General features: G+C 64.0%; 19 protein-coding genes and 1 tRNA gene. 5 read left to right on the forward strand and 15 right to left on the reverse strand.

Features of this window, described 5'->3' with window-relative positions:
* Positions 1 to 44: 44 nt before the first annotated feature.
* From AB870_RS07350 to AB870_RS07360, 3 genes are all read left to right on the forward strand, one after another.
* Positions 45 to 557 carry a cupin domain-containing protein gene (locus AB870_RS07350; RefSeq protein ID WP_047907502.1) on the forward strand — a complete coding sequence of 171 codons (513 nt, stop codon included), beginning with the start codon at positions 45 to 47 and terminating at the stop codon, positions 555 to 557.
* A 112-nt stretch (positions 558 to 669) separates the two neighbouring features.
* Positions 670 to 1302: a flavin reductase family protein gene (locus tag AB870_RS07355; RefSeq protein WP_418303985.1), complete on the forward strand. Its 633-nt coding sequence runs from the start codon at positions 670 to 672 to the stop codon at positions 1300 to 1302.
* Positions 1303 to 1714: 412 nt separating this feature from the next.
* The gene (locus AB870_RS07360) at positions 1715 to 3280 is read left to right on the forward strand and encodes a complex I subunit 4 family protein (protein WP_053059616.1); all 1566 of its coding nucleotides are present in this window, start codon (positions 1715 to 1717) and stop codon (positions 3278 to 3280) included.
* A gap of 76 nt (positions 3281 to 3356) precedes the next feature.
* Here the strand turns inward: AB870_RS07360 and AB870_RS07365 are convergent, their stop codons facing one another.
* From AB870_RS07365 to ybgC, 10 genes are all read right to left on the reverse strand, one after another.
* Positions 3357 to 4304 (reverse strand): MORN repeat-containing protein, encoded by a 948-nt coding sequence (locus AB870_RS07365; protein WP_053059617.1) that lies wholly within the window; start codon positions 4302 to 4304, stop codon positions 3357 to 3359.
* A 398-nt stretch (positions 4305 to 4702) separates the two neighbouring features.
* Positions 4703 to 4778, reverse strand: a tRNA-Lys gene (locus AB870_RS07370).
* Positions 4779 to 4884: 106 nt separating this feature from the next.
* Positions 4885 to 6000 carry a YeeE/YedE family protein gene (locus tag AB870_RS07375; RefSeq protein WP_047907503.1) on the reverse strand — a complete coding sequence of 372 codons (1116 nt, stop codon included), beginning with the start codon at positions 5998 to 6000 and terminating at the stop codon, positions 4885 to 4887.
* A 385-nt stretch (positions 6001 to 6385) separates the two neighbouring features.
* Complete coding sequence (gene ybgF, locus AB870_RS07380) at positions 6386 to 7129, reverse strand: tol-pal system protein YbgF (protein ID WP_047907504.1); 744 nt, start codon at positions 7127 to 7129, stop codon at positions 6386 to 6388.
* 10 nt (positions 7130 to 7139) lie between these two features.
* A complete protein-coding gene (locus AB870_RS07385) occupies positions 7140 to 7640 on the reverse strand; it encodes an OmpA family protein (RefSeq protein WP_047907505.1) in 501 nt (166 codons plus the stop codon).
* 30 nt (positions 7641 to 7670) lie between these two features.
* Positions 7671 to 8963 carry a Tol-Pal system beta propeller repeat protein TolB gene (gene tolB / locus AB870_RS07390; RefSeq protein WP_047907506.1) on the reverse strand — a complete coding sequence of 431 codons (1293 nt, stop codon included), beginning with the start codon at positions 8961 to 8963 and terminating at the stop codon, positions 7671 to 7673.
* A 16-nt stretch (positions 8964 to 8979) separates the two neighbouring features.
* Complete coding sequence (tolA, locus tag AB870_RS07395; RefSeq protein WP_064674792.1) at positions 8980 to 10113, reverse strand: cell envelope integrity protein TolA; 1134 nt, start codon at positions 10111 to 10113, stop codon at positions 8980 to 8982.
* Positions 10110 to 10544 (reverse strand): protein TolR, encoded by a 435-nt coding sequence (gene tolR / locus AB870_RS07400; RefSeq protein ID WP_044455156.1) that lies wholly within the window; start codon positions 10542 to 10544, stop codon positions 10110 to 10112. The genes tolA and tolR overlap by 4 nt, the downstream gene beginning before the upstream one ends.
* A gap of 21 nt (positions 10545 to 10565) precedes the next feature.
* Entirely contained in the window at positions 10566 to 11240 is a 675-nt protein-coding gene (gene tolQ / locus AB870_RS07405; RefSeq protein ID WP_047907507.1) for a protein TolQ, read from the reverse strand.
* A 39-nt stretch (positions 11241 to 11279) separates the two neighbouring features.
* The gene (gene ybgC / locus AB870_RS07410) at positions 11280 to 11762 is read right to left on the reverse strand and encodes a tol-pal system-associated acyl-CoA thioesterase (RefSeq protein ID WP_047907508.1); all 483 of its coding nucleotides are present in this window, start codon (positions 11760 to 11762) and stop codon (positions 11280 to 11282) included.
* Positions 11763 to 12109: 347 nt separating this feature from the next.
* Between ybgC and AB870_RS07415 the strand changes: the two genes are divergently transcribed.
* Both AB870_RS07415 and AB870_RS07420 read left to right on the forward strand, forming a co-directional pair.
* On the forward strand, positions 12110 to 12958 hold the full coding sequence (locus tag AB870_RS07415) for an NAD(P)-dependent oxidoreductase (protein ID WP_237170122.1): 849 nt from the start codon (positions 12110 to 12112) through the stop codon (positions 12956 to 12958).
* Between the two features lie 300 nt (positions 12959 to 13258).
* Positions 13259 to 14017, forward strand: coding sequence for an IclR family transcriptional regulator (locus tag AB870_RS07420; RefSeq protein WP_047907510.1), 759 nt, complete (start codon positions 13259 to 13261; stop codon positions 14015 to 14017).
* A gap of 21 nt (positions 14018 to 14038) precedes the next feature.
* Here the strand turns inward: AB870_RS07420 and AB870_RS07425 are convergent, their stop codons facing one another.
* The 5 genes from AB870_RS07425 to AB870_RS07445 all read right to left on the reverse strand — a co-directional run bounded on the left by AB870_RS07425 (position 14039) and on the right by AB870_RS07445 (position 17727).
* Positions 14039 to 14686, reverse strand: coding sequence for an SRPBCC family protein (locus AB870_RS07425; protein ID WP_064674793.1), 648 nt, complete (start codon positions 14684 to 14686; stop codon positions 14039 to 14041).
* Positions 14655 to 15185, reverse strand: coding sequence for a glycine cleavage system transcriptional repressor (locus AB870_RS07430; RefSeq protein WP_047907511.1), 531 nt, complete (start codon positions 15183 to 15185; stop codon positions 14655 to 14657). The genes AB870_RS07425 and AB870_RS07430 overlap by 32 nt, the downstream gene beginning before the upstream one ends.
* Positions 15186 to 15358: 173 nt before the next feature.
* A complete protein-coding gene (locus tag AB870_RS07435) occupies positions 15359 to 16024 on the reverse strand; it encodes a phosphoribosyltransferase (RefSeq protein WP_167362686.1) in 666 nt (221 codons plus the stop codon).
* Between the two features lie 136 nt (positions 16025 to 16160).
* Entirely contained in the window at positions 16161 to 16922 is a 762-nt protein-coding gene (locus AB870_RS07440; RefSeq protein ID WP_047907513.1) for a sulfite exporter TauE/SafE family protein, read from the reverse strand.
* Positions 16923 to 17028: 106 nt separating this feature from the next.
* Entirely contained in the window at positions 17029 to 17727 is a 699-nt protein-coding gene (locus AB870_RS07445; protein ID WP_053059619.1) for a phosphatase PAP2 family protein, read from the reverse strand.
* Between the last annotated feature and the right edge of the window lie 332 nt (positions 17728 to 18059).

The following is an 18059-nucleotide window of genomic DNA, read 5'->3' on the forward strand; positions in this document are numbered from 1 at the left end:
TGTGATCGCGTGCGATTCCGCCGGAAATTCTCAGGGAGCCCGTTATGCCGTCTGCTGCCGATCTGATCACCTCGCTGGGGCTGCTGCCGCATCCCGAGGGCGGCCATTATCGGGAAACCTATCGAGCGTCGGAGACGATTGCCGCCGACGCACTGCCGAACGGTTTCCCCGGCCCGCGCAGTCTCTCGACCGCCATTCTGTATCTGCTTGAAGCAGGGGACTTCTCGGCGTTTCATCGCATCCGCAGCGACGAAGTCTGGCATTTTCATCTTGGCGGCACGCTCTGGATTCACGAGATCGATCCGTGCGGCAAGCGTGCGAGCACGCCTCTCGGACCTGGCGTGGGCCGCGGCGAGCAGCTTCAGTACGTGGTTCGCGCGGGACACTGGTTCGCGGCACAACCGGCGCCGTCGACCCGCTTCTCGCTGGTGGGTTGCACCGTGTCGCCGGGCTTCGCGTTCGAAGATTTCGAAATGGCCGACGCGGCGGCGCTCGCGGCGCAGTGGCCGGCGCATCGCGAACTGGTTCAGGCGCTGGGACGGCGCACGTCTGTCTGAGCGCGTGCGCGCGGCAATCGCACGGCGGGGGAGCGGGAGCGCCAACGCAACTTGCCAGAGTGCGATAGCATCGACGCCATACCCCACAACTGTCGGCCGGTTGTCCCGGCCCATGTCCATGTCTCACTCCGGCGATGTTCATTTCTACGACCCGGCCAAAGGCCACGGTCTGTCCCACGACCCGTTCAAGGCCATTGTCGCGCCTCGCGTGATCGGCTGGATTTCAAGCCGCGATACCGAAGGCCGCGTGAATCTCGCGCCCTACAGCTTCTTCGGTGCGTTCGCCACGTTCCCGCCGATCATCGGATTTTGCAGCGAGGGGTACAAAGACTCCATTGCCAACATCGAATCGACGCGGGAATTCGTCTGGAATCTGACGAGCAAGTCGCTCGTCGAACAGATGAACCGGTCGTCGGCGCCTGTGGCGCACGACGTCGACGAATTCGAACTGGCCGGGTTGACCAAAGCGCCGGGCATCAATGTGAACGTGCCGCACGTGGGCGAATCGCCTGCGTCGCTCGAATGCAAGTTGCTGCAAGTCGTGCGCATGCACGATCTGGAGGGCAAGCCGATGAACAACTGGCTCGCGCTCGGACAGGTGGTCGGCGTGCATATCCGTCGCGAGTTCCTGCGTGAAGACGGACTGTTCGATACGGCGAAGGCGCATCCGGTAATGCGCGCGGGGTACCTCGGCGACTACGCCGAGATCGGTGCGATGTTCGATCTGCGTCGTCCGAAGGCGTGAGCGGCACTCGCTTCGCTGGCCTCGTCCGCTTCCATCTTCCGCTTCCGGAATCCGCAATGCGCTATTGACGGATTCGATGCGCGCCGCGATCGACTTCGTCGCATGAGCGGCGCGTCATACCGCGATGCGTTGCCGCGCAAGGCGGCAACGCAAACGACAATCGCCGACCGGACGGTCGGGCAATGCACTCGCAATCGTTTGTAAAATTTGCTGCGATGCAAAATGTTTTCCGTGCGCGTATGCTTGCCACCTTCGTTGACGCCTTCGCGCCCGGCGTCCCCTCCCGCAGACATTGACATGTCTTGATTTGCGCGTGTCACACATCGTGGCGCGCGCGGGGCAGGTTCGTCCCTGGTCGCGTCAACGTCGCGCGTTTGCGCTCGTTTTTTGTTGCAGCACACCAGGACCCTCAATGTTTCCCATCCTGTCCCTCCTCATCTGGCTGCCTATCGTGGCTGGCGCGCTCGTCATGCTGCTCGGCCGCGATCGTCACCCCAACGCCGTACGCTGGTCATCGCTTGCCGCCGCCGTGATTTCGGCCGCGCCGATCGTGCCGCTCGTGCGCGGTTTTCGGACGACCGTCGCCGATTTGCAATTCGTCGAGCGTTTTCGCTGGATCGATTCGTTCGACGCGTCGTGGCACGTCGGTATCGACGGCATTTCGCTGTGGCTCGTGGCACTCACCGGTGTGACGACGATTGTCGTCGTACTCGCATCATGGCGTGCAGTCACCACGCGCATGAGTTCGTACTTCGGCAGTTTTCTGGTCCTCTCCGGATTGATGCAGGGCGTATTCACCGCGCAGGATGGCATGCTGTTCTTCGTATTTTTCGAAGCGACGCTGCTGCCGCTGTATTTGCTCATCGGCGTGTACGGTCGCGCGAACAGGACGCGCGCCGCGGTGAAGTTCTTCTTCTTCTCGCTGACGGGCTCGCTCATGATGCTCGTCTCGATGCTGTATCTGTACATGCAGACGCAGAGCTTCGACATCGCCCGCTGGCAGGCGCTTCACTTGCCACTCGCCGTGCAGGTGATGCTCTTCGCCGGCTTTCTCGCCGCGTTCTCCGTCAAAGTCCCGATGTGGCCCGTGCACACCTGGCTGCCAGAAGTGCACCTCGACGGGCCGACGGGCGCGGCCGTCATGCTCGGCATGCTCAAGCTGGGCGGCTACGGACTGCTGCGTTTCAACCTGCCGTTGCTGCCGGACGCCAGCCACTTTCTCGCGCCGCTGATGGTGGTGTTGTCGCTGGTTGCCGTGATCTATGCGAGTCTGGTGGCGCTGGTGCAGACGGATCTGCGCAAGCTGCTGGCGTATTCCGCGGTCGCGCACATGGGGTTGGTAACGCTCGGGCTGTTTCTCTTTTCCGAGATGGGCACCGACGGCGCCGTCATGCAGATGATTTCGTACGGTATCGTCTCGGGCGCCATGCTGCTGTGCACGGGCATGCTGTACGAGCGCACCGGCAGTGCGTCGATCGACGCCTATGGCGGTGTGGCGAGCACCATGCCGCGCTTTGCGGCCTTCGCAATGCTGTTCTCGATGGCGAACGTCGGCATGCCGGGCACGTCGGGCTTCGTCGGCGAGTTCCTGGTGTTGATGGGGGCGATCAAGGCGAATTTCTGGATCGGCGCGTTGGCGTCGCTCACGCTGGTACTGAGCGCGGCCTATACGCTGTGGATGTACAAGCGGGTGATTTTCGGTCGCGTCGGGAATGCGCGTGTGGCGTTGCTCAGGGATCTGAGCCGCCGCGAGTTCGCGTTGCTTTGTGCCATGGCGGTGATGGTGCTCGGCATCGGCGTCGATCCGAAGCCGCTGACCGATGGCATCGACGCCACGGCGATTCAGGTCGTGCATGACATCGAGAGCCATCGTCTGCCCGCGGGCGATCCGGGCAGCGCCGAGATGGCGGGGCGTCGTCATGGCGATGCGACCGGACATGCGGCGGTGACGGTGAACGGCGCTCGTCCGCACGCCTGAACCGTTCACATCGAACTACGTTGCGACGCAGGCGTGGCGATATCCGAAACAGCGGGTAGGCCTCTCGAAAGTGGCGTCAGCCGCGCACGCACCGGCCGCTCAAGCCGTTGGCAGTGGCTGTCACACGCGGTGTGGCGCCATCTTTGCACGCGTACCAGTGACTCGCGTACTGCGCTCGTCCTTCGATCATCGGACCGGCAATCGTACTGCGCCCGTTGGGCGGTGCCCATTCGAGCCCAAGCTCGCCGCGCGCGCAATTTCCCGAGCGAACGGCCGCACCCGTAAAGCAGAATTGCACCGCTATCTTGTATGCGCATCGATTCACGAGATACAGGAACGTGCTGTCGCCGGCGAATTCCACGCATTGATTGACATTTGCCTCTTCGGTCGGCCCGGACGTGCCAACGGCGGCGGCAGTCGTTGCCGCGGGTTGCGCTGAGGCATTTCTTGCCGACGCTGCCTGGCTCGGCGCCGGTCTGGCCGCCACGCTTGCGGCGGCCACCTGGGCGGTCGAAGGCGCCTGCCGCTGCATTGCGCTGCCCAACGCCTGAAGCTGTGCGGCGTTCTTGCCTCCGGCAGCGCCCGCCAGTTGGGCAACGGCGCCCAAAACGCCAAGCCAGCCGCTCCCCGTGTCATCGGAAGTACTGCCGGCCATCTCGTTGGATGGCTCGTTCGGGACGCTTCCGATCAGGTTGCCCGATGCGTCCCATATCGTTCCGGCGACGAACGCATCTTCGACCCAGGTGCCGCTCTTGCGCATTCCGCTTGCGAACGTAAAGGTGCCGTCGCCGTGCAGCTTGCCCTCTTTGAAAGTGCCCTCGTAACGATTGCCGCTACTCCCCCATGTGAACGTCCCGGGCCCCGAGCGCAGACCAGCGGCGTAATATCCATCGTATGCGCTGCCCGTCTTGAGCCAGCGATAGGTACCGTGGCCTTCCTTCAACCCCTCGCGCATCGTGCCGTTGAACACCTCGATGGGATCGTCGTGGACGCTCAGCGTCAGGCGACCCGTGCCCGATGCCATGCCGCCAATGCATTGCCCTGTCCACACAGCCGTTTGACCGGGGGTAGGGCCCGCATCACCGTATAGACAACCCTTGTCGTCTTTCAGGTATGTGATCGGGCCACCTACCGCGGGGCCGCAGGCGATGAGTGTTGCGGCCGTAAGTGCCGCGATGGAAACGAATTTCCGTTTCATGCTTCCCCCTGAGTTTTCGCGTGTTCCTGTGAACGGGGCTTGGTCGGCCAGGGCGCACCTGTCCAACGCCCGATGGGAAACGAAGGTAGCAACTCCCGAAAAGGCGGGGAATCCTCAATATGGGGGATATCGCGCTGACGGCGACGTGAGCAGGGCGCAGGCGTAACACCTCACGCCGCAAAAACGAAAAGGGGTTGCGATTTCTCGCAACCCCTTCTGTATTCTGGTAGGCCGTGCAGGATTCGAACCTGCGACCAACGGATTAAAAGTCCGCTGCTCTACCAACTGAGCTAACGACCCAACGAAGAAAAAGATTATAGCGTGGAGGGCGTTATAGTGTCAACACTCCCGCGGCGCGGATATGCCTGTTCAGGGGCTTTTTCACCCTATTGCATGCGAATTACGCTCAAACGCTGCGCTCGATGCGCCACATCTGATATTTGAACGCGCAGACGCCGCCCGCCAGAATGGCGGCGATGGCAACGAACGATCCCAAGGCGAGCGTCGATACGCCCGAGAGTCCCTGACCTACCGTGCAACCGAGTGCCGTCACACCGCCGAACCCCATCAGGACACCACCCGCCATGTGATTGGCCGTATCTTCCGTGCCCTGAAAACCTTCCCAACGGAAATTGCGCGACACCAGCGCATACACGAACGAGCCGGCAATCACACCCAGCACGCTCGAAATCCCGAGCGTGACGACATTGCTCGTATCGCTCCACATCATCAGCCAATACAGCGTATAGGCGAGCGGCGAGACGAACGACAATGCTTCCATCTTGCCGGAGTTCGTTGCAACGAAGCTCTCTTCGAGCGTGTTCGGATTCTCGGCTACGTACCCGACTTTGCCCGAGACGTACCACAGCGCCACGATGATCGCGCCGACGACCAGACCGCCGAGCAGGTTGTCGAACGTCCAGAACTCGCGGCGGTAAATTGCCGCGAGCACAAACGCACCGCCGATCAGCAGACCGAGGATGAGTTGTGCGCGATGCACGTCGCCGCCGAACATACCGCCGAGCAGCGTGGGCAGATCCTGCGACGTCGCGAAGGTCGTTTGCACGCTGTCGAGCGCCGTAACGCGCAGCACGGCGAACAGGCCCTTGAGCGTCATGTACGCCGACACGCCGATCATCACGAACACCAGCAGCGACTTCAGATTGCCGCCACCGATGCGCACCAGCGTCTTGCTGCCGCAACCGGAGGCCAGCACCATGCCCACGCCGAAACACCACCCGCCGACGAGATACGACAGCCATGTGAAGCGCGGCGTCGTGTAAATCGCCTTGATCGGATCGACGATGCCCTGCGAGGCCAGCACGCCCGTGCCGATCGTTGCGACGCCAATGGCGAGCCACCACATGCGCATGCGGTTCCAGTCGCCAATGTTGACGATGTCGGAGAGTGCGCCCATGGTGCAGAAGTGCGTGCGCTGGAGCACGGCACCGAACACGAAGGCCAGGCCGAAGGTAAGCCACACGACAGTGTGGGAGAGGGCGGTGAGATCGACGTCGGTCATGAGGCGAGAAGACGATAGCGGCCGTGCCCGGCCGTTCGATGCATTGACGCGGGCTACGGGGCGCAGCCGGCTTTGTTGTATCAAACGTGATCGCGCCGCAGGTGCGCGATCACGTCGCGGGTGCGGTCGTCATGCCGTGGCGGCCCCGCCCCTTACTCTTTACCGAGTGGGTGGTCCGCCCGCATCCCCTGAGACGCCGCGCCTCGAACGTTTGCAAAGTCGGTATTCTACTTGAGGTCTCGTGTGTCACCGGCAAAGCGCGCAATCGTCATGCAAACGAAGCCTGCAAGCGCCGGAAACGACAACGCCGCCCAGAGGCGGCGTCGTTCGTCCGACGAGTGACCTGCGCGGAAGGACCGGTTCGCACAATCCCCCGCGGCAGGTCTTACTTCGGATTGGGCCAGCGCTTCCTGGCATCCGCGGCCGATTGGCTATTGGGATACTTCGCCAACAGGTCGTTGTATGCCTTTTTCGACACCGCCACTTGCCCGGCGGCGGCCGCGTTGCTGGCAATTGCCATCAGCGCTTCGGCAGCCTTGGGGCTATCCGGGTACTTCGTCACGATGCTTTGCAGCGTCGCGGTCGAACCCTTCAGATCGTTGTTGGCGTACTGTGAGTTGCCAAGCCAGAACAGCGCTTCGGGTTGATACGGGCTGCCAGGGTACTTCGCTGTGAAGGTCCGGAAATCCGTTTGCGCACCCTTGTAGTCACCCTTGCGGAATTTGTCGAGCGCGGCGTCGAAAACTTCCTTCTCGCCCGGTTGGACGGTGCCGGTCACGCCGCCGACGGTCATCTGCTGGGGTTCGAATTTCTTCAACCGGCCGTCGAGGTCGGTGTAGAAATCCTTCTGACTTTGTTGCAGGTTCGCAAGCTGGTTTTTCAGATCTTCGTTCTGACCGCGCTGGTCGGCCAGATCACGCTGCAACTGCTGGATCTGGTTGTTCAAATCCAGCACGTTGCGCGTGAGCCCCTCAATCCGTTGCCTGTCCGAATCCAGACGGCTGCGGATATCGAGGATCGCTTTGCGCGCCTCGTCGTCGTCGAACAGTCCGGCATGCGCGAGCGGACTCAGCACCGAAGTGCCGAGCGTCACCGCGCAGATCATGTTTTTTAGCAAACGAGACGTCATGACGATTTAATCAATAAGCCAGATCGACGCGACGGTCCTGGGCCCAGGTGGCTTCGTCGGTACCCGTGGCCTTTTCCTTGCCCAGCGACACGGCTTCCATCTGGCTGGCGTTGGCGCCCAGTGCCGTCATGGTCTTCAGCACGGCTTCGGCACGCTTCTGACCCAGTGCCAGGTTGTATTCGCTCGTACCGCGCGGGTCGGTGTTGCCTTGCAGCAGCACACGGCGTTGCGAGTACTTCGTCAGGAAGTTCGCGTGTGCCTGGAGCAGCGGGGTGTATTGCGAATCGACGCTGTACGAATCGAAGCCGAAGTACACGCTGCGCTTGGCGAGCGGGCCGTTCGGGTTGTTCAGTTCGTCGGCCGAAGCGTCGACGGGGGCGACGGCGCGAGCGTCGGTCGTGGTTTGACCCTTGTTGGCGTTAGCCTGGTCGTCGAGCTTCACGCCCGAAGAGCAAGCGGCCAGAGCGGCCAGCGAAGAGATGGCGAGGATATTACGAAGCAGGGAACTCATATGAGCCTCCGATTGATGTTGCTGTTGATGTTATTGCATGAAAGGGCCCCAGGAGGGTTCGCGAACTTCCCCTCCCCGAACCTGAAGAATCTGCCGGGTTTGCCCGTCCACCGAGACTGCCGCGAGGACCTTGCGGCCCCCCGACTGCGTTGCGTAAAGAATGTACTTGCCGTTCGCGGCAAAACTCGGTGACTCGTCGTGGCTGGTGTCGGTCAGAGCCGTAACATCGCCAGTACTCATATCCTGCACGCTCAGCTTGAATCCGCCACCCTGACGCGCGATGAACGCGAGCAATTTGCCGTCGGGACTGATTCGCGGGCTGACGTTGTAACTCCCCTTGAAAGTGACGCGCTGCGCGCCGCCTTCGCTCTCGCCACCAGCAGGCATCTTGTAGATTTGCGGACCACCGCCACGATCGCTCGTGAAGAAAATCCATTTGCCGTCCGGGGAATACTGCGGTTCGGTATCGATCGCACCGCTGCGTGACAGACGCTTGAGGCCGCCGCCGTTGGCGTTGACCTGATAGATCTGCGTGTTGCCGTCGCGCGACAGGGCCACGGCGAGCTTGGTGCCGTCCGGCGACCACGACGGCGCCGAGTTGTTTCCCTTCTCATTGGCAAGCACGGCGCGGCGGCCGCTCGGCAGATCGTGGATGTACACGACCGGCTTGCGCTTCTCGAACGAAACGTACGCGACCTTGGTGCCGTCCGGCGACCACGCCGGCGAGATGATCGGCTCGCGGCTGTTCAGGGCGACGCGTGCGTCCTGACCGTCCGAGTCCGAAATCTGCAACTGGTAGTTCGGGCCGTTATGCAGCACATAGGACAGACGCGTGGCGAACACACCGCGGTCACCCAGCAGTTTCTGATAGATGTAATCGGCGATCTTGTGCGCGGTCAGGCGCAGGTTCGCCTGCGAAGAGGTGAGGGCCAGACCGCCGAGCGGCTGACCGTTCACGGCGTCATAAAGGCGGAAGCTGACCTGGAACGTGCCGTTGCCTTGCGCAACGATGGTGCCGGAGACGAACGCATTCGCGCCCTTTGCGCGCCACGTGCCGAGATCGACCGAATCGTCCACGCCGACGGTCGCGCCGCCCGCGTCGATCTGGTTGAAGCGGCCGCTGTTGCTCAGGTCCGCCTTGATGACGGCAACGATGTCCGTGGGCGCGGTGCCCTTGAAGTTCGACACGGCGATCGGGTAGCGGTTACTACCGACGCCGGTAATGTCGACGGTCAGCGGTGTCTGCGCATGGGCGATCGTGCAAGCCGCGGTGAGCCAGGTGGCCACCAGCGCACGCCATGCATATTGACTGGAGATTCGCATGCGTTCGATTGGTCAGTTACGCGGTGCAAGGGCCATTTTTACCACATTCGAGTGAAAATGGACTTGCATCGCTCGGTTTTCGTTCCCGTTTGACAACATCCTCAACCCTTCGGGCTGAAACGGAGGTTGACGCTCGGGGGGCTTTGCCGTTCGTGTCGCGCGGCAACGGGTCGGATTTGGTGATGGCGGCCTGCACGGCGGCGTCCCAGGCGGGATTGCCACTGGACTTGACCAACTGCATCGAAAGTACGCTGCCATCCGGAGCGAGGCGTACCGCAACGACCGCCGTGGGATTGCCCTCGGTGTCGCCGCCATAGGCGATGTTCGGCTTGACCTTGGCGCGAACGCGGTCGGCGTAGCCCGCCGATGCCGTGCCGCCAGCGCCCGAGCCGGTACCGCCCGCTTGCGAACCCAGACCGTTGCCGGTTGCGCCCGCAGTTCCGCCAGCCATGCCGCGCAACGAGGCCAGCCGGTCGGCCTTCGCAGCCTCCGCCGCCTTCTGCGCTGCCGCTTCCTTCGCGGCCTTGGCCCTGGCTGCCTTGTCTTCCGCCGCCTTCTTTTCGGCGTCGGCTTTTTTCTGCGCGTCCGCCAGTTGCTGCTGCTTGAGTTGTTCGGCCTTCCTCGCGTCTTCTTCCTTCTGACGTTTCTGTTCGTCGGCCTTCTTCTGATCGGCCAGTTTCTGCTGACGTGCGGCTTCGTCCGCCGCCGCCTTCTTGCGCGCCAGTTCGGCTGCTGCCTGCTGCTCGGCGAGTTGCTTTTGCCTGAGCGCTTCCTGGCGCGCCTTTTCCTGCTGCGCTTCGAGCAGTCGCGCCTGTTCGGCGGCCTGCTGTTCCTGTTTGCGCTTCTTTTGCTGGAGGGCGATGTCGGCGTCTTCTTCCGGCGGCGTGGGCGCGGCCACGGCCGGCGGTGCCGGTGTGGGCGGCGGTGTCACCACCGGCGGGGTCGGCTCGGCCACTTCGGCTGGCGTCCACAATTCCGCTTCGGAACCCGCGGGCGAGCTGTTCTGCCAGCGCATGCCGTAGAAGAGCAGCGCGAACAGCAGCGCATGCATGAGCAACGCGAGGAGGAATGCCCGCCCCGTGCCGTGCTCGCTGTTGCGCGGACCGATGGGGCGCTCGGAACGGCCCGGCTGGGCGACGGTGCGACTCATTTCTGCTTGACGAGCAGGCCCACGCGCTTCACGCCCTGAGCCTTGAGATCGGACATTACGTTCATGACGATTTCGTACTTCACCGATTTATCGGCGGCGATGACGACCGGCTGATCCGGATTCGCCGCCTGACGGCCTTGCAGGAAACCGGTCAGATCGCCCGCGCTCATGCGCTGTTCGATGGTGTTCTCGCCATCCTTGTAGCGCACCAGCATGCGATTGTCCGCTTCGATATTGACGACCACCGGCGGTGTCTGTTGCTGCGGGCTGGCGTTGGCCACGCTCGGCAGATTGACGATCGACGGCGCGACCAGCGGGGCGGCCACCATGAAAATGACGAGCAGCACCAGCATCACGTCGATGTACGGTACGACGTTGATGTCCGCCATGGCGCGACGGCCGCGGCGAGCGTTGCGCATAGAACCTGCCATGTCTCGGCGCTCCCGGAGTGCTTAGTGAATCTGCCGTTGCAGGATGTTGGAGAACTCTTCGATGAAGCTTTCGAAGCGAATCGACAGCCGGTCGATGTCGGTGGCGAAGCGGTTGTAGGCAACCACGGCAGGGATAGCGGCGAACAGACCGATGGCCGTGGCCACCAGCGCTTCCGCGATACCCGGCGCCACATTGGCGAGCGTGGCCTGTTGCACGTTCGAGAGGCCGCGGAATGCGTTCATGATACCCCACACCGTACCGAACAGACCAATGTACGGACTCACCGAGCCAACCGATGCGAGGAACGGCAGATTGGCTTCGAGCGCGTCCATTTCACGTTGATAGCAAGCGCGCATGGCACGGCGTGCGCCGTCCAGGATCGCATGCGGATCGTTCAGCCCTTTTTCGCTCGCCTTGATGTACTCGCGCATGCCCGATTCGAAGATACGTTCGAGCGAGCCTGTCTGATGACGGTTGTTCAGCGCGCTTTGATACAGCGCCTGAAGGTCGCCGCCCGACCAGAAGTCGCGCTCGAAGCGCTCGGTCTGAGTGCGGGCGCGGCGGATCGCGAAGATCTTGCGGAAGATGTGCGTCCACGAGAGCAGCGAGAGCAGCAGCAGCAGGCCCATGACTGCCTGGGCGAGCAAGCTGGCGTGCATGACCAGCGAAATGATGGAAAGGTCTTGATCGGGCATGGTGTGGTTATTGACTGACCGGAATTCTTGTCCCTGACTTCACGCGGCTGCCGCGGGCGCAGACGCAGTCGCCGAGGTGCTGGCCGCCTTGGCAGCCGATTGCATGGCGAGCCGAACGTGCGCCGGAATCTTGCCTGGACGCATCGTTTGCGCGCTCACGCAGCCGATTTTGATGCTGCCGCGCGCCAACAGTTCGCCCGTGCCGTCCGGCGCATCGCGCCAGGCTTCCTGGAGAAAATCGACGGAGGCACCGCCGAGACGCTCGATGCGGCTCTTGATGACGACGAGATCGTCGAGCCGGGCGGGACTCAGATAGTCGAGTGCCGTGGCGCGCACAATAAAGATCATTCCGGTATTGCGGGCCAGTTCGAGTTGTTCGATGCCGAGCGAACGGAGCCACTCGGTTCGGGCCCGTTCGAAGAATTTTAAATAGTTGGCGTAGAAGACGACGCCTCCGGCGTCCGTGTCCTCGTAGTAAACGCGAATTGACCAACTGGTATCAAAATCAGCCATGCCGCGCATTGTATCGGAACGCAGCGGTAACGCCAGTCACGGAAACAGAATTTTTCAATCAAGCCCGATGTCGGCCTGTTTTCGAGCGATTATTGCAACCGATCCGGCGCACCAAACCGGGGCAAGAGGGCGCCGATGCCCCGCGTGGCGGGGGATTGCGCTGGCGCGCCGGCATGGCCGGTCTCTATAATGATGGCTCGCAAGCCCCCTGTATTTCAGACTGGGCCGCCATGTGCGCACGTCTGCGCGTATGCTCCGCGGTCCCTCTTAGCGAATCAACCTGCGAGGCCCTTGAATTGACTTCCCCCACAACGCAATCTTCCCCGCTTCGCGTCGCCTTCCTCGGTCTGGGCGTGATGGGTTACCCGATGGCGGGTCACCTGCAACGCGCCGGTCACGCGGTGACCGTCTATAACCGTACGGCAGCCAAGGCACGGCAATGGGCGGCGGAATATGGCGGCTCAAGCGCCGCAACGCCTGCCGAAGCCGTGCGCGGTGCGGACATTGTTGCCGCCTGCGTGGGTAACGATGACGACCTGCGCAGTGTCGTGCTGGGCGAACAGGGCGCGTTCGCCGGCATGAAGGCCGACGCCGTTTTCGTCGACCACACCACGGCCTCCGCCGACGTCGCACGCGAGCTGTACGCCGTCGCCCGTGAGAAGGGACTGCATTTCGTCGATGCGCCTGTCTCGGGCGGCGAAGCGGGCGCCAGGAACGGGGTGCTGACGATCATGTGCGGCGGCGATGCCCCGGCGTTCGATCGTGTCTGCGCGACACTCGGCGCCTACGGCCGTGCCGTCACCCGCATCGGCGAGGCCGGCGCGGGCCAGTTGGCCAAGATGGTCAACCAGATCTGCATCGCGGGTCTCGTGCAGGGACTCTCCGAGGCCATCAACTTCGGCCAGCTTGCCGGGCTCGACATGCCGCTCGTGCTCGACGTCATCAACAAGGGCGCGGCGGCCAGCTGGCAGATGGACAATCGCGGTCAGACGATGATCGACGGGAAGTTCGACTATGGCTTTGCCGTGGACTGGATGCGCAAGGATCTGGGCCTGTGTCTGGCCGAAGCGCAGCGCAATGGCGTGTCGCTGCCGGTGACGGCGCTCGTCGACCAGTTCTACGGCGACGTTCAGGCGCTGGGCGGTTCGCGTTGGGATACGTCCAGCCTGATCCACCGGTTGCGCGTGCTGTCGGGCAAGGCGTAAGCCGTTCGAGGCAGTCCGGAGGGACGACCGGCGCAGGTCCGGCGCGGATCGAATCGTCCATGCGTCCGGTGGGTGGTTTCGATATCAAATATTCGGAATATCTCCGGGTTTGTCTGCAATCGTCGGAACAGACGATTCGCACTAAAATGATGCGGAAAACGGGACGTCGCGGCGCGACGGCACGGCGGCGTGGCAGCTTGGGAGCGGGCTGGGGCGGCGGCGTGTCGACGTAGCAATACAGGGAGACCGCCGCGATCGATAACGATCAGGAACACAACTCGACCCCGAGATCCAACCGACATGAGCAATCAGTCGAACGCCGCGGCCGTCCGCGCATTTCGCATCCTGGAAATTCTCAGCGCCGCCGGCGCGCCGATGACCCTCGCGGAAATCGTCGCCGCCATTGGTCTGCCCAAGCAGACGGTGCATCGCATTCTCAAGCAGCTCGAAGCGGCATGGCTCGTCACGCGCGAGGCCGGCAGCCGGCACTATGAGCCGTCGTCGAGAGTGCGGGCAATGGCCGTCAATGCGTTGATGCACGTGGGCCCGGCAGCGGCGCGTCACGCCATCCTCCAGCAACTGGTCGACAAACTGGGCGAGACCTGCAACCTGTCGATGCTCTCGGGCGACGACCTCGTGTATCTCGACCGGGTGGAAACCGACTGGTCGCGCCAGCTCAAGCTGTCGCCCGGCTCGCGCGTTCCGCTGCATTGCACGGCAAGCGGCAAGCTGCTGCTCGCCTTCCTGCCGAGGGCGCGGCGCGAGAAGCTGATCGCGCATCTGCCGTTGCGTCCCCGTGCGGAGAACACCATTACCGACCTGGAGGATTTGCGCGAGGAACTGGTCGAGACACGCAAGCGCCGGGTCGGGACCAACAACGAAGAGCATGTCCCCGGCATGATCGCGGTCGCGGTGCCGGTCATGCTCGACCGCAATCGGGCGTGCGCCGCCATCGCGGTGCAGGCGAGCGCGCGGCACTGCACGCTCGAAAAGCTCACGACATTCCTGCCGGAACTTCGGCACGCCGCCGAGACGATGGCGGCGACGTTCAATGAGTGAGCGAGGGAGCGCGGCAGGCCTCTACCGCCCCTGAGCGCTGCTCGCGGCGCTGGCCGTGCCGGGCATTTCCGCGGCAGCCGGCGCGGACACGGCCGGCGCCGGCGCCAGCGCTTCGAACACCTGCTGGAGCTGCTTTGCGCCCTGCGCCGATTCCGCACGCACGCGCGGCCCGATGAAGAGCGGGTCGAGGATCAGGAAAAGCAGGTTGGGCGTACGGTACATGAAGTCGCGCTCGAAGCGCGTGCCGGTGCCGTCCGGGGTGAGCTTGTAGCGCACCTCGCCCGACGGCCGGCGGTTGACTTCCCCTTCGATGCGCCATTCGTACGGCGGCTTCGCCTCCGCGACCTTCCAGTGCAGAATGCCGTGACGGCCAGCGAGCCGGAACTCTTCGGCGACTTCCTCCCCGACCTTTAGCGGATGATCGGTCATGCCCTGCACCGCGAGCGAGGCCGGGTGCCACTTCGGCCAGTTCGCCGGTGTGGTGGCGTAGTCGTAGACGGCCTGCGGCGGCGCCCGTAGCGTCACCACGCTCACCACGTGGGTCGTGCGCTCGAACGGCAGGGGCAACAGCGAGAGCAGGGCGACGATGGCCACTGCCCCGAGCAGGAACAGGAAGGCGCGCTTCATCGGTGCGCGCTCACGCACCGGCAGGCGAATCGAGTTCGACATCGACCATCAGATCGTCGGCAAGGCTTTCCAGGACTTCTCGCAGTGACTCGGTGCTCACGCTCGCAGGCACGCGCAGCCGTGCCGTCGCGCGAAAGAGCGTGCCGCCCGACATGGAGCCTTCGACACATTCGGTCGCCAGCTCGTCGATGGAAATGCCGCGAGAAAAGAGCACGTGCGAGATTTCCTTGACGATGCCGGGGTGGTCCTGTCCCACGAGATCGAGTTCGAGCGTGCGGGCGGCGGGATCGGCGGCGGCGCTCTGCGCGCGGGTGACGGAGATTTGCAGGCCCTGCGTCTGCAGCCCGTGCATGGCATGCGTGAGCGCTTCGGCCCGGTCGTCGGAGACTTGCAGATGGATGATGCCGGCGAACTGGCCGGCAAGATTGGCGAGACGGCTCTCCAGCCAGTTGGCGCCGGCAGCGGTAGCGCGATCGGCAATCGCATTGACCAGCCCCGGGCGATCCGGGCCAATCACGTTGAGAATCAGGGACGTCGTCATCACAGGCTCCGTCGAAACTGAGGGGCAAGAGGCGGCGCGGGCAGCGCGCTCGTTCCCCGGCGTGGACCGTCGCGCACAGCAGGCTCAAGTGTAGTGCAATCGCGGGGTGCGCCGCTACGCCGGGCAATGCCGGATGTGCTGGCGGCGCGCGGCGCGCTCGCGCGATCAGCGCTTCACGGCCGGTCCGCGGCCATGGCGAGCAAGGCGATCACGGTGGTGTCGTCGGTCTCTGCGAAATCGCTATAGGCCACGCTTACGGCGTAGAACGGTTGCGGCGTTTCCAGACAGACCACGGCGTCTGCCAGTTCGCTCAGGCGTCCGATGGCCTCACGCGCGCCCACCGGTGCACAAGCGACCAGCGGTGTCGCGCCCAGGCGCCGCATCGCCCGCAGCGCCGCTGTCATGGTCGCACCTGTGGCGATGCCGTCGTCGACCACCACGACCGGACGTCCCGCGACGTGGGGCGCGCCTCGCCCCGGGGTGTAAGCCTGACGTCGCTGTTGAATCAGTGCGCGCTGCCGGGCGGTTTCATGAGAGAGATAGGTGCCGGTCGCGCCGAGCGACAGCGCGTGATCCGCAAGGAAGATCCCGCCGAACTCGTCGACCGCCCCGACGGCGAGTTCCGCATGATGCGGCGCGCGCAGCTTGTGCGCGAGCAGGACATCGAGCGTGCCGTTCAGCTGACGGGCGATGGGCATGGCCACGGGCACCCCGCCGCGCGGGATGGCAAGCACCAGCGGCGGCGCACAGCGAGCGAGCAGTTCATGCGCGGCGAGGACTTCGGCCAGCGCATTGCCTGCGGCGGCACGGTCGAGAAATGACGCAGCGGGTGGTGGCATGGCGGACATGGCGAGTGGGCGGGACAAGCCCGGCGAGTCAGCGAGGGAAGAATCCCATCCGGTCCCACCATCGTAACGCCGTGCGCTGATGCTCGTTTTCGCGGATTATCGTCGCTGGCCGTCGGCCCGTGGCGGTTCAGCGTGCGAGCAGTTCCGGCACCGTGCCGACGAGCAGCGTCACCCCGGAGCAGGCCAGGAGCGCGAGCACCATGCGGCGGAACGCATGATCGGAGAGAAACCGATAGGCCCACGCGCCTGCGAGTGTGGGCAGGATCATCGAAGGCACGGCGATGGCGAACACATGCAGCGTCTGCGTGGTGATGACGCCGTGCACGGCGTACAGCGTGATGGTGAGCGTGTGCATGACGATGAAGAAGATCTGCATGACAGCGCGCTGCATGTCCTTGTCCCAGCCCCGCAGCGTGCACCACAGGGTCGGCACGACACCCACGAGCCCGCCGATACCGCCCATCACCCCGCCGACGAAGCCGACCACACCGTCGGCCGCGCGTCCGCCATGGTGTATCCGTGGCAGTCTCGCCGCGAGCAGCAGGATCGTGCAGTAGACGACGAGGATCGCTCCGATACCCGCGCGGAACCACACCGGGTCGAGGTAACGCAGAATCCACACGCCGACGGGCACGCCCACCAGCCCGCAGAGCACGAACGGCGCGAGGCGGCCGAGCGGCACGGCACGACGCGCCGCCCGCAAGCCCAGCACCTGACCGATGAGCGAGCAGAAGGCGGCAAGCGGGCCGGCGAGCGTCGGCGGCAGCGACCACGCCCAGAAGGAGAGGGCGACCAGACTGAAAGCGAAGCCGGACAGGCCTTGGACGAAGCCGGCGACGCACGCGCCGGCAATGAGCGGGATGAGAGGAAGCGAAGGATCGACGGTCATGGTTTCTTGTTTTCCGCCGACATTATGCTGCGTTCCCGTCGCGAGATGGAACGAGGATGAACGGCGCATGACATCCCGGGCGCCACCCGGGCGCCACCCGGGCGCGCTACGCCGCGCGATTCGACTGCCACCACCGCCATGCCGCCACGAACGCCGAACCGATGGCGATGCCCAGCGCAGCACCCGCCAGCGCATCGCTCGTCCAGTGATAGGCGGACGCGAGCTGGCCGAAGGCCGTCAACGCAATGGCAATGGCACAGGGCACCCGAAGCCGGCGATGACGCAGCGCCAACACGGTCGTGAAGGCAAGCATTACCGTGAGGTGGCCCGACGGGAAGGACGCATAGGCGGCGTTGCCGCCGCCGAAGAACTTGAACGTAAATACGCCGTCGCGCAGATACGACGGGTTTTCATGAATCCAGGTGGCGGGCCAGGTCCGTCCGAAGACGAATTTCAGCGCCTGCTTGGCCAGACTGCCGACGCCAACCGCCCCGGCAGCCAGCCATAACGTGATGGCCCATGCCGGCAGTGTGCGGCGCAGCAGCCACACGGCGCCGACGATCAGAAATGCCGGCCAGGCCAGTATGAACAGCGGCGCCGGCAGCTCGGCAACGTGCTGAATCCATGGCGTGCCTTGCGTGTGCGCGTGCGCGAAGTCCACCACCGGCCGGTCGATCCACGCAATGCACACGAGCGCGAGCACCACGCAGCCCATCGCACTCCACAGGGCGATGCGTACGCCGGGTGTGGCGCCCGGGGTGCCGGCAGAGGACGCCGGCGTGGCGTTCGGAGACAGTTCGGTCATGACATGAGTTCGGGAAAAAGGGATTCGGCGCATCCATGTGACGCTGCACATGCGTCGGCGGGTTTCGGTTCGCGAACCGGCGACGCGTGCGGCACCCAAGACTGCGCTGGCGCGATGGCGATTTGATGACGGTCAGTGTTGCCGCACCGCGAGTGTGACATGCTCCGACGGCTTGAGAATCAACGATATTTTGGCGACAAAGCGAGGGCAACGTCCTACAATCGTCCCCTACGTAAATCTCGAAAAGTGTTGCAGGATTCATCAGACGTCCAGGCATCCAGGCGTCCGGGCGTCGACCAACAAAACAAAATCAATATCGCATGCGGGGGGCA

Source organism: Pandoraea faecigallinarum (assembly GCF_001029105.3).
GTDB classification, from domain to species: domain Bacteria; phylum Pseudomonadota; class Gammaproteobacteria; order Burkholderiales; family Burkholderiaceae; genus Pandoraea; species Pandoraea faecigallinarum.

Coding starts and splice junctions, on each gene's coding strand:
- AB870_RS07350 (WP_047907502.1), top strand. CDS start 45: ATGCCGTCTGCTGCCGATCTGATCACCTCGCTGGGGCTGCTGCCGCAT.
- AB870_RS07355 (WP_418303985.1), top strand. CDS start 670: ATGTCCATGTCTCACTCCGGCGATGTTCATTTCTACGACCCGGCCAAA.
- AB870_RS07360 (WP_053059616.1), top strand. CDS start 1,715: ATGTTTCCCATCCTGTCCCTCCTCATCTGGCTGCCTATCGTGGCTGGC.
- AB870_RS07365 (WP_053059617.1), bottom strand. CDS start 4,304: ATGGCATCGGGCACGGGTCGCCTGACGCTGAGCGTCCACGACGATCCC.
- AB870_RS07375 (WP_047907503.1), bottom strand. CDS start 6,000: ATGACCGACGTCGATCTCACCGCCCTCTCCCACACTGTCGTGTGGCTT.
- ybgF (WP_047907504.1), bottom strand. CDS start 7,129: ATGACGTCTCGTTTGCTAAAAAACATGATCTGCGCGGTGACGCTCGGC.
- AB870_RS07385 (WP_047907505.1), bottom strand. CDS start 7,640: ATGAGTTCCCTGCTTCGTAATATCCTCGCCATCTCTTCGCTGGCCGCT.
- tolB (WP_047907506.1), bottom strand. CDS start 8,963: ATGCGAATCTCCAGTCAATATGCATGGCGTGCGCTGGTGGCCACCTGG.
- tolA (WP_064674792.1), bottom strand. CDS start 10,113: ATGAGTCGCACCGTCGCCCAGCCGGGCCGTTCCGAGCGCCCCATCGGT.
- tolR (WP_044455156.1), bottom strand. CDS start 10,544: ATGGCAGGTTCTATGCGCAACGCTCGCCGCGGCCGTCGCGCCATGGCG.
- tolQ (WP_047907507.1), bottom strand. CDS start 11,240: ATGCCCGATCAAGACCTTTCCATCATTTCGCTGGTCATGCACGCCAGC.
- ybgC (WP_047907508.1), bottom strand. CDS start 11,762: ATGCGCGGCATGGCTGATTTTGATACCAGTTGGTCAATTCGCGTTTAC.
- AB870_RS07415 (WP_237170122.1), top strand. CDS start 12,110: ATGGGTTACCCGATGGCGGGTCACCTGCAACGCGCCGGTCACGCGGTG.
- AB870_RS07420 (WP_047907510.1), top strand. CDS start 13,259: ATGAGCAATCAGTCGAACGCCGCGGCCGTCCGCGCATTTCGCATCCTG.
- AB870_RS07425 (WP_064674793.1), bottom strand. CDS start 14,686: ATGTCGAACTCGATTCGCCTGCCGGTGCGTGAGCGCGCACCGATGAAG.
- AB870_RS07430 (WP_047907511.1), bottom strand. CDS start 15,185: ATGACGACGTCCCTGATTCTCAACGTGATTGGCCCGGATCGCCCGGGG.
- AB870_RS07435 (WP_167362686.1), bottom strand. CDS start 16,024: ATGCCACCACCCGCTGCGTCATTTCTCGACCGTGCCGCCGCAGGCAAT.
- AB870_RS07440 (WP_047907513.1), bottom strand. CDS start 16,922: ATGACCGTCGATCCTTCGCTTCCTCTCATCCCGCTCATTGCCGGCGCG.
- AB870_RS07445 (WP_053059619.1), bottom strand. CDS start 17,727: ATGACCGAACTGTCTCCGAACGCCACGCCGGCGTCCTCTGCCGGCACC.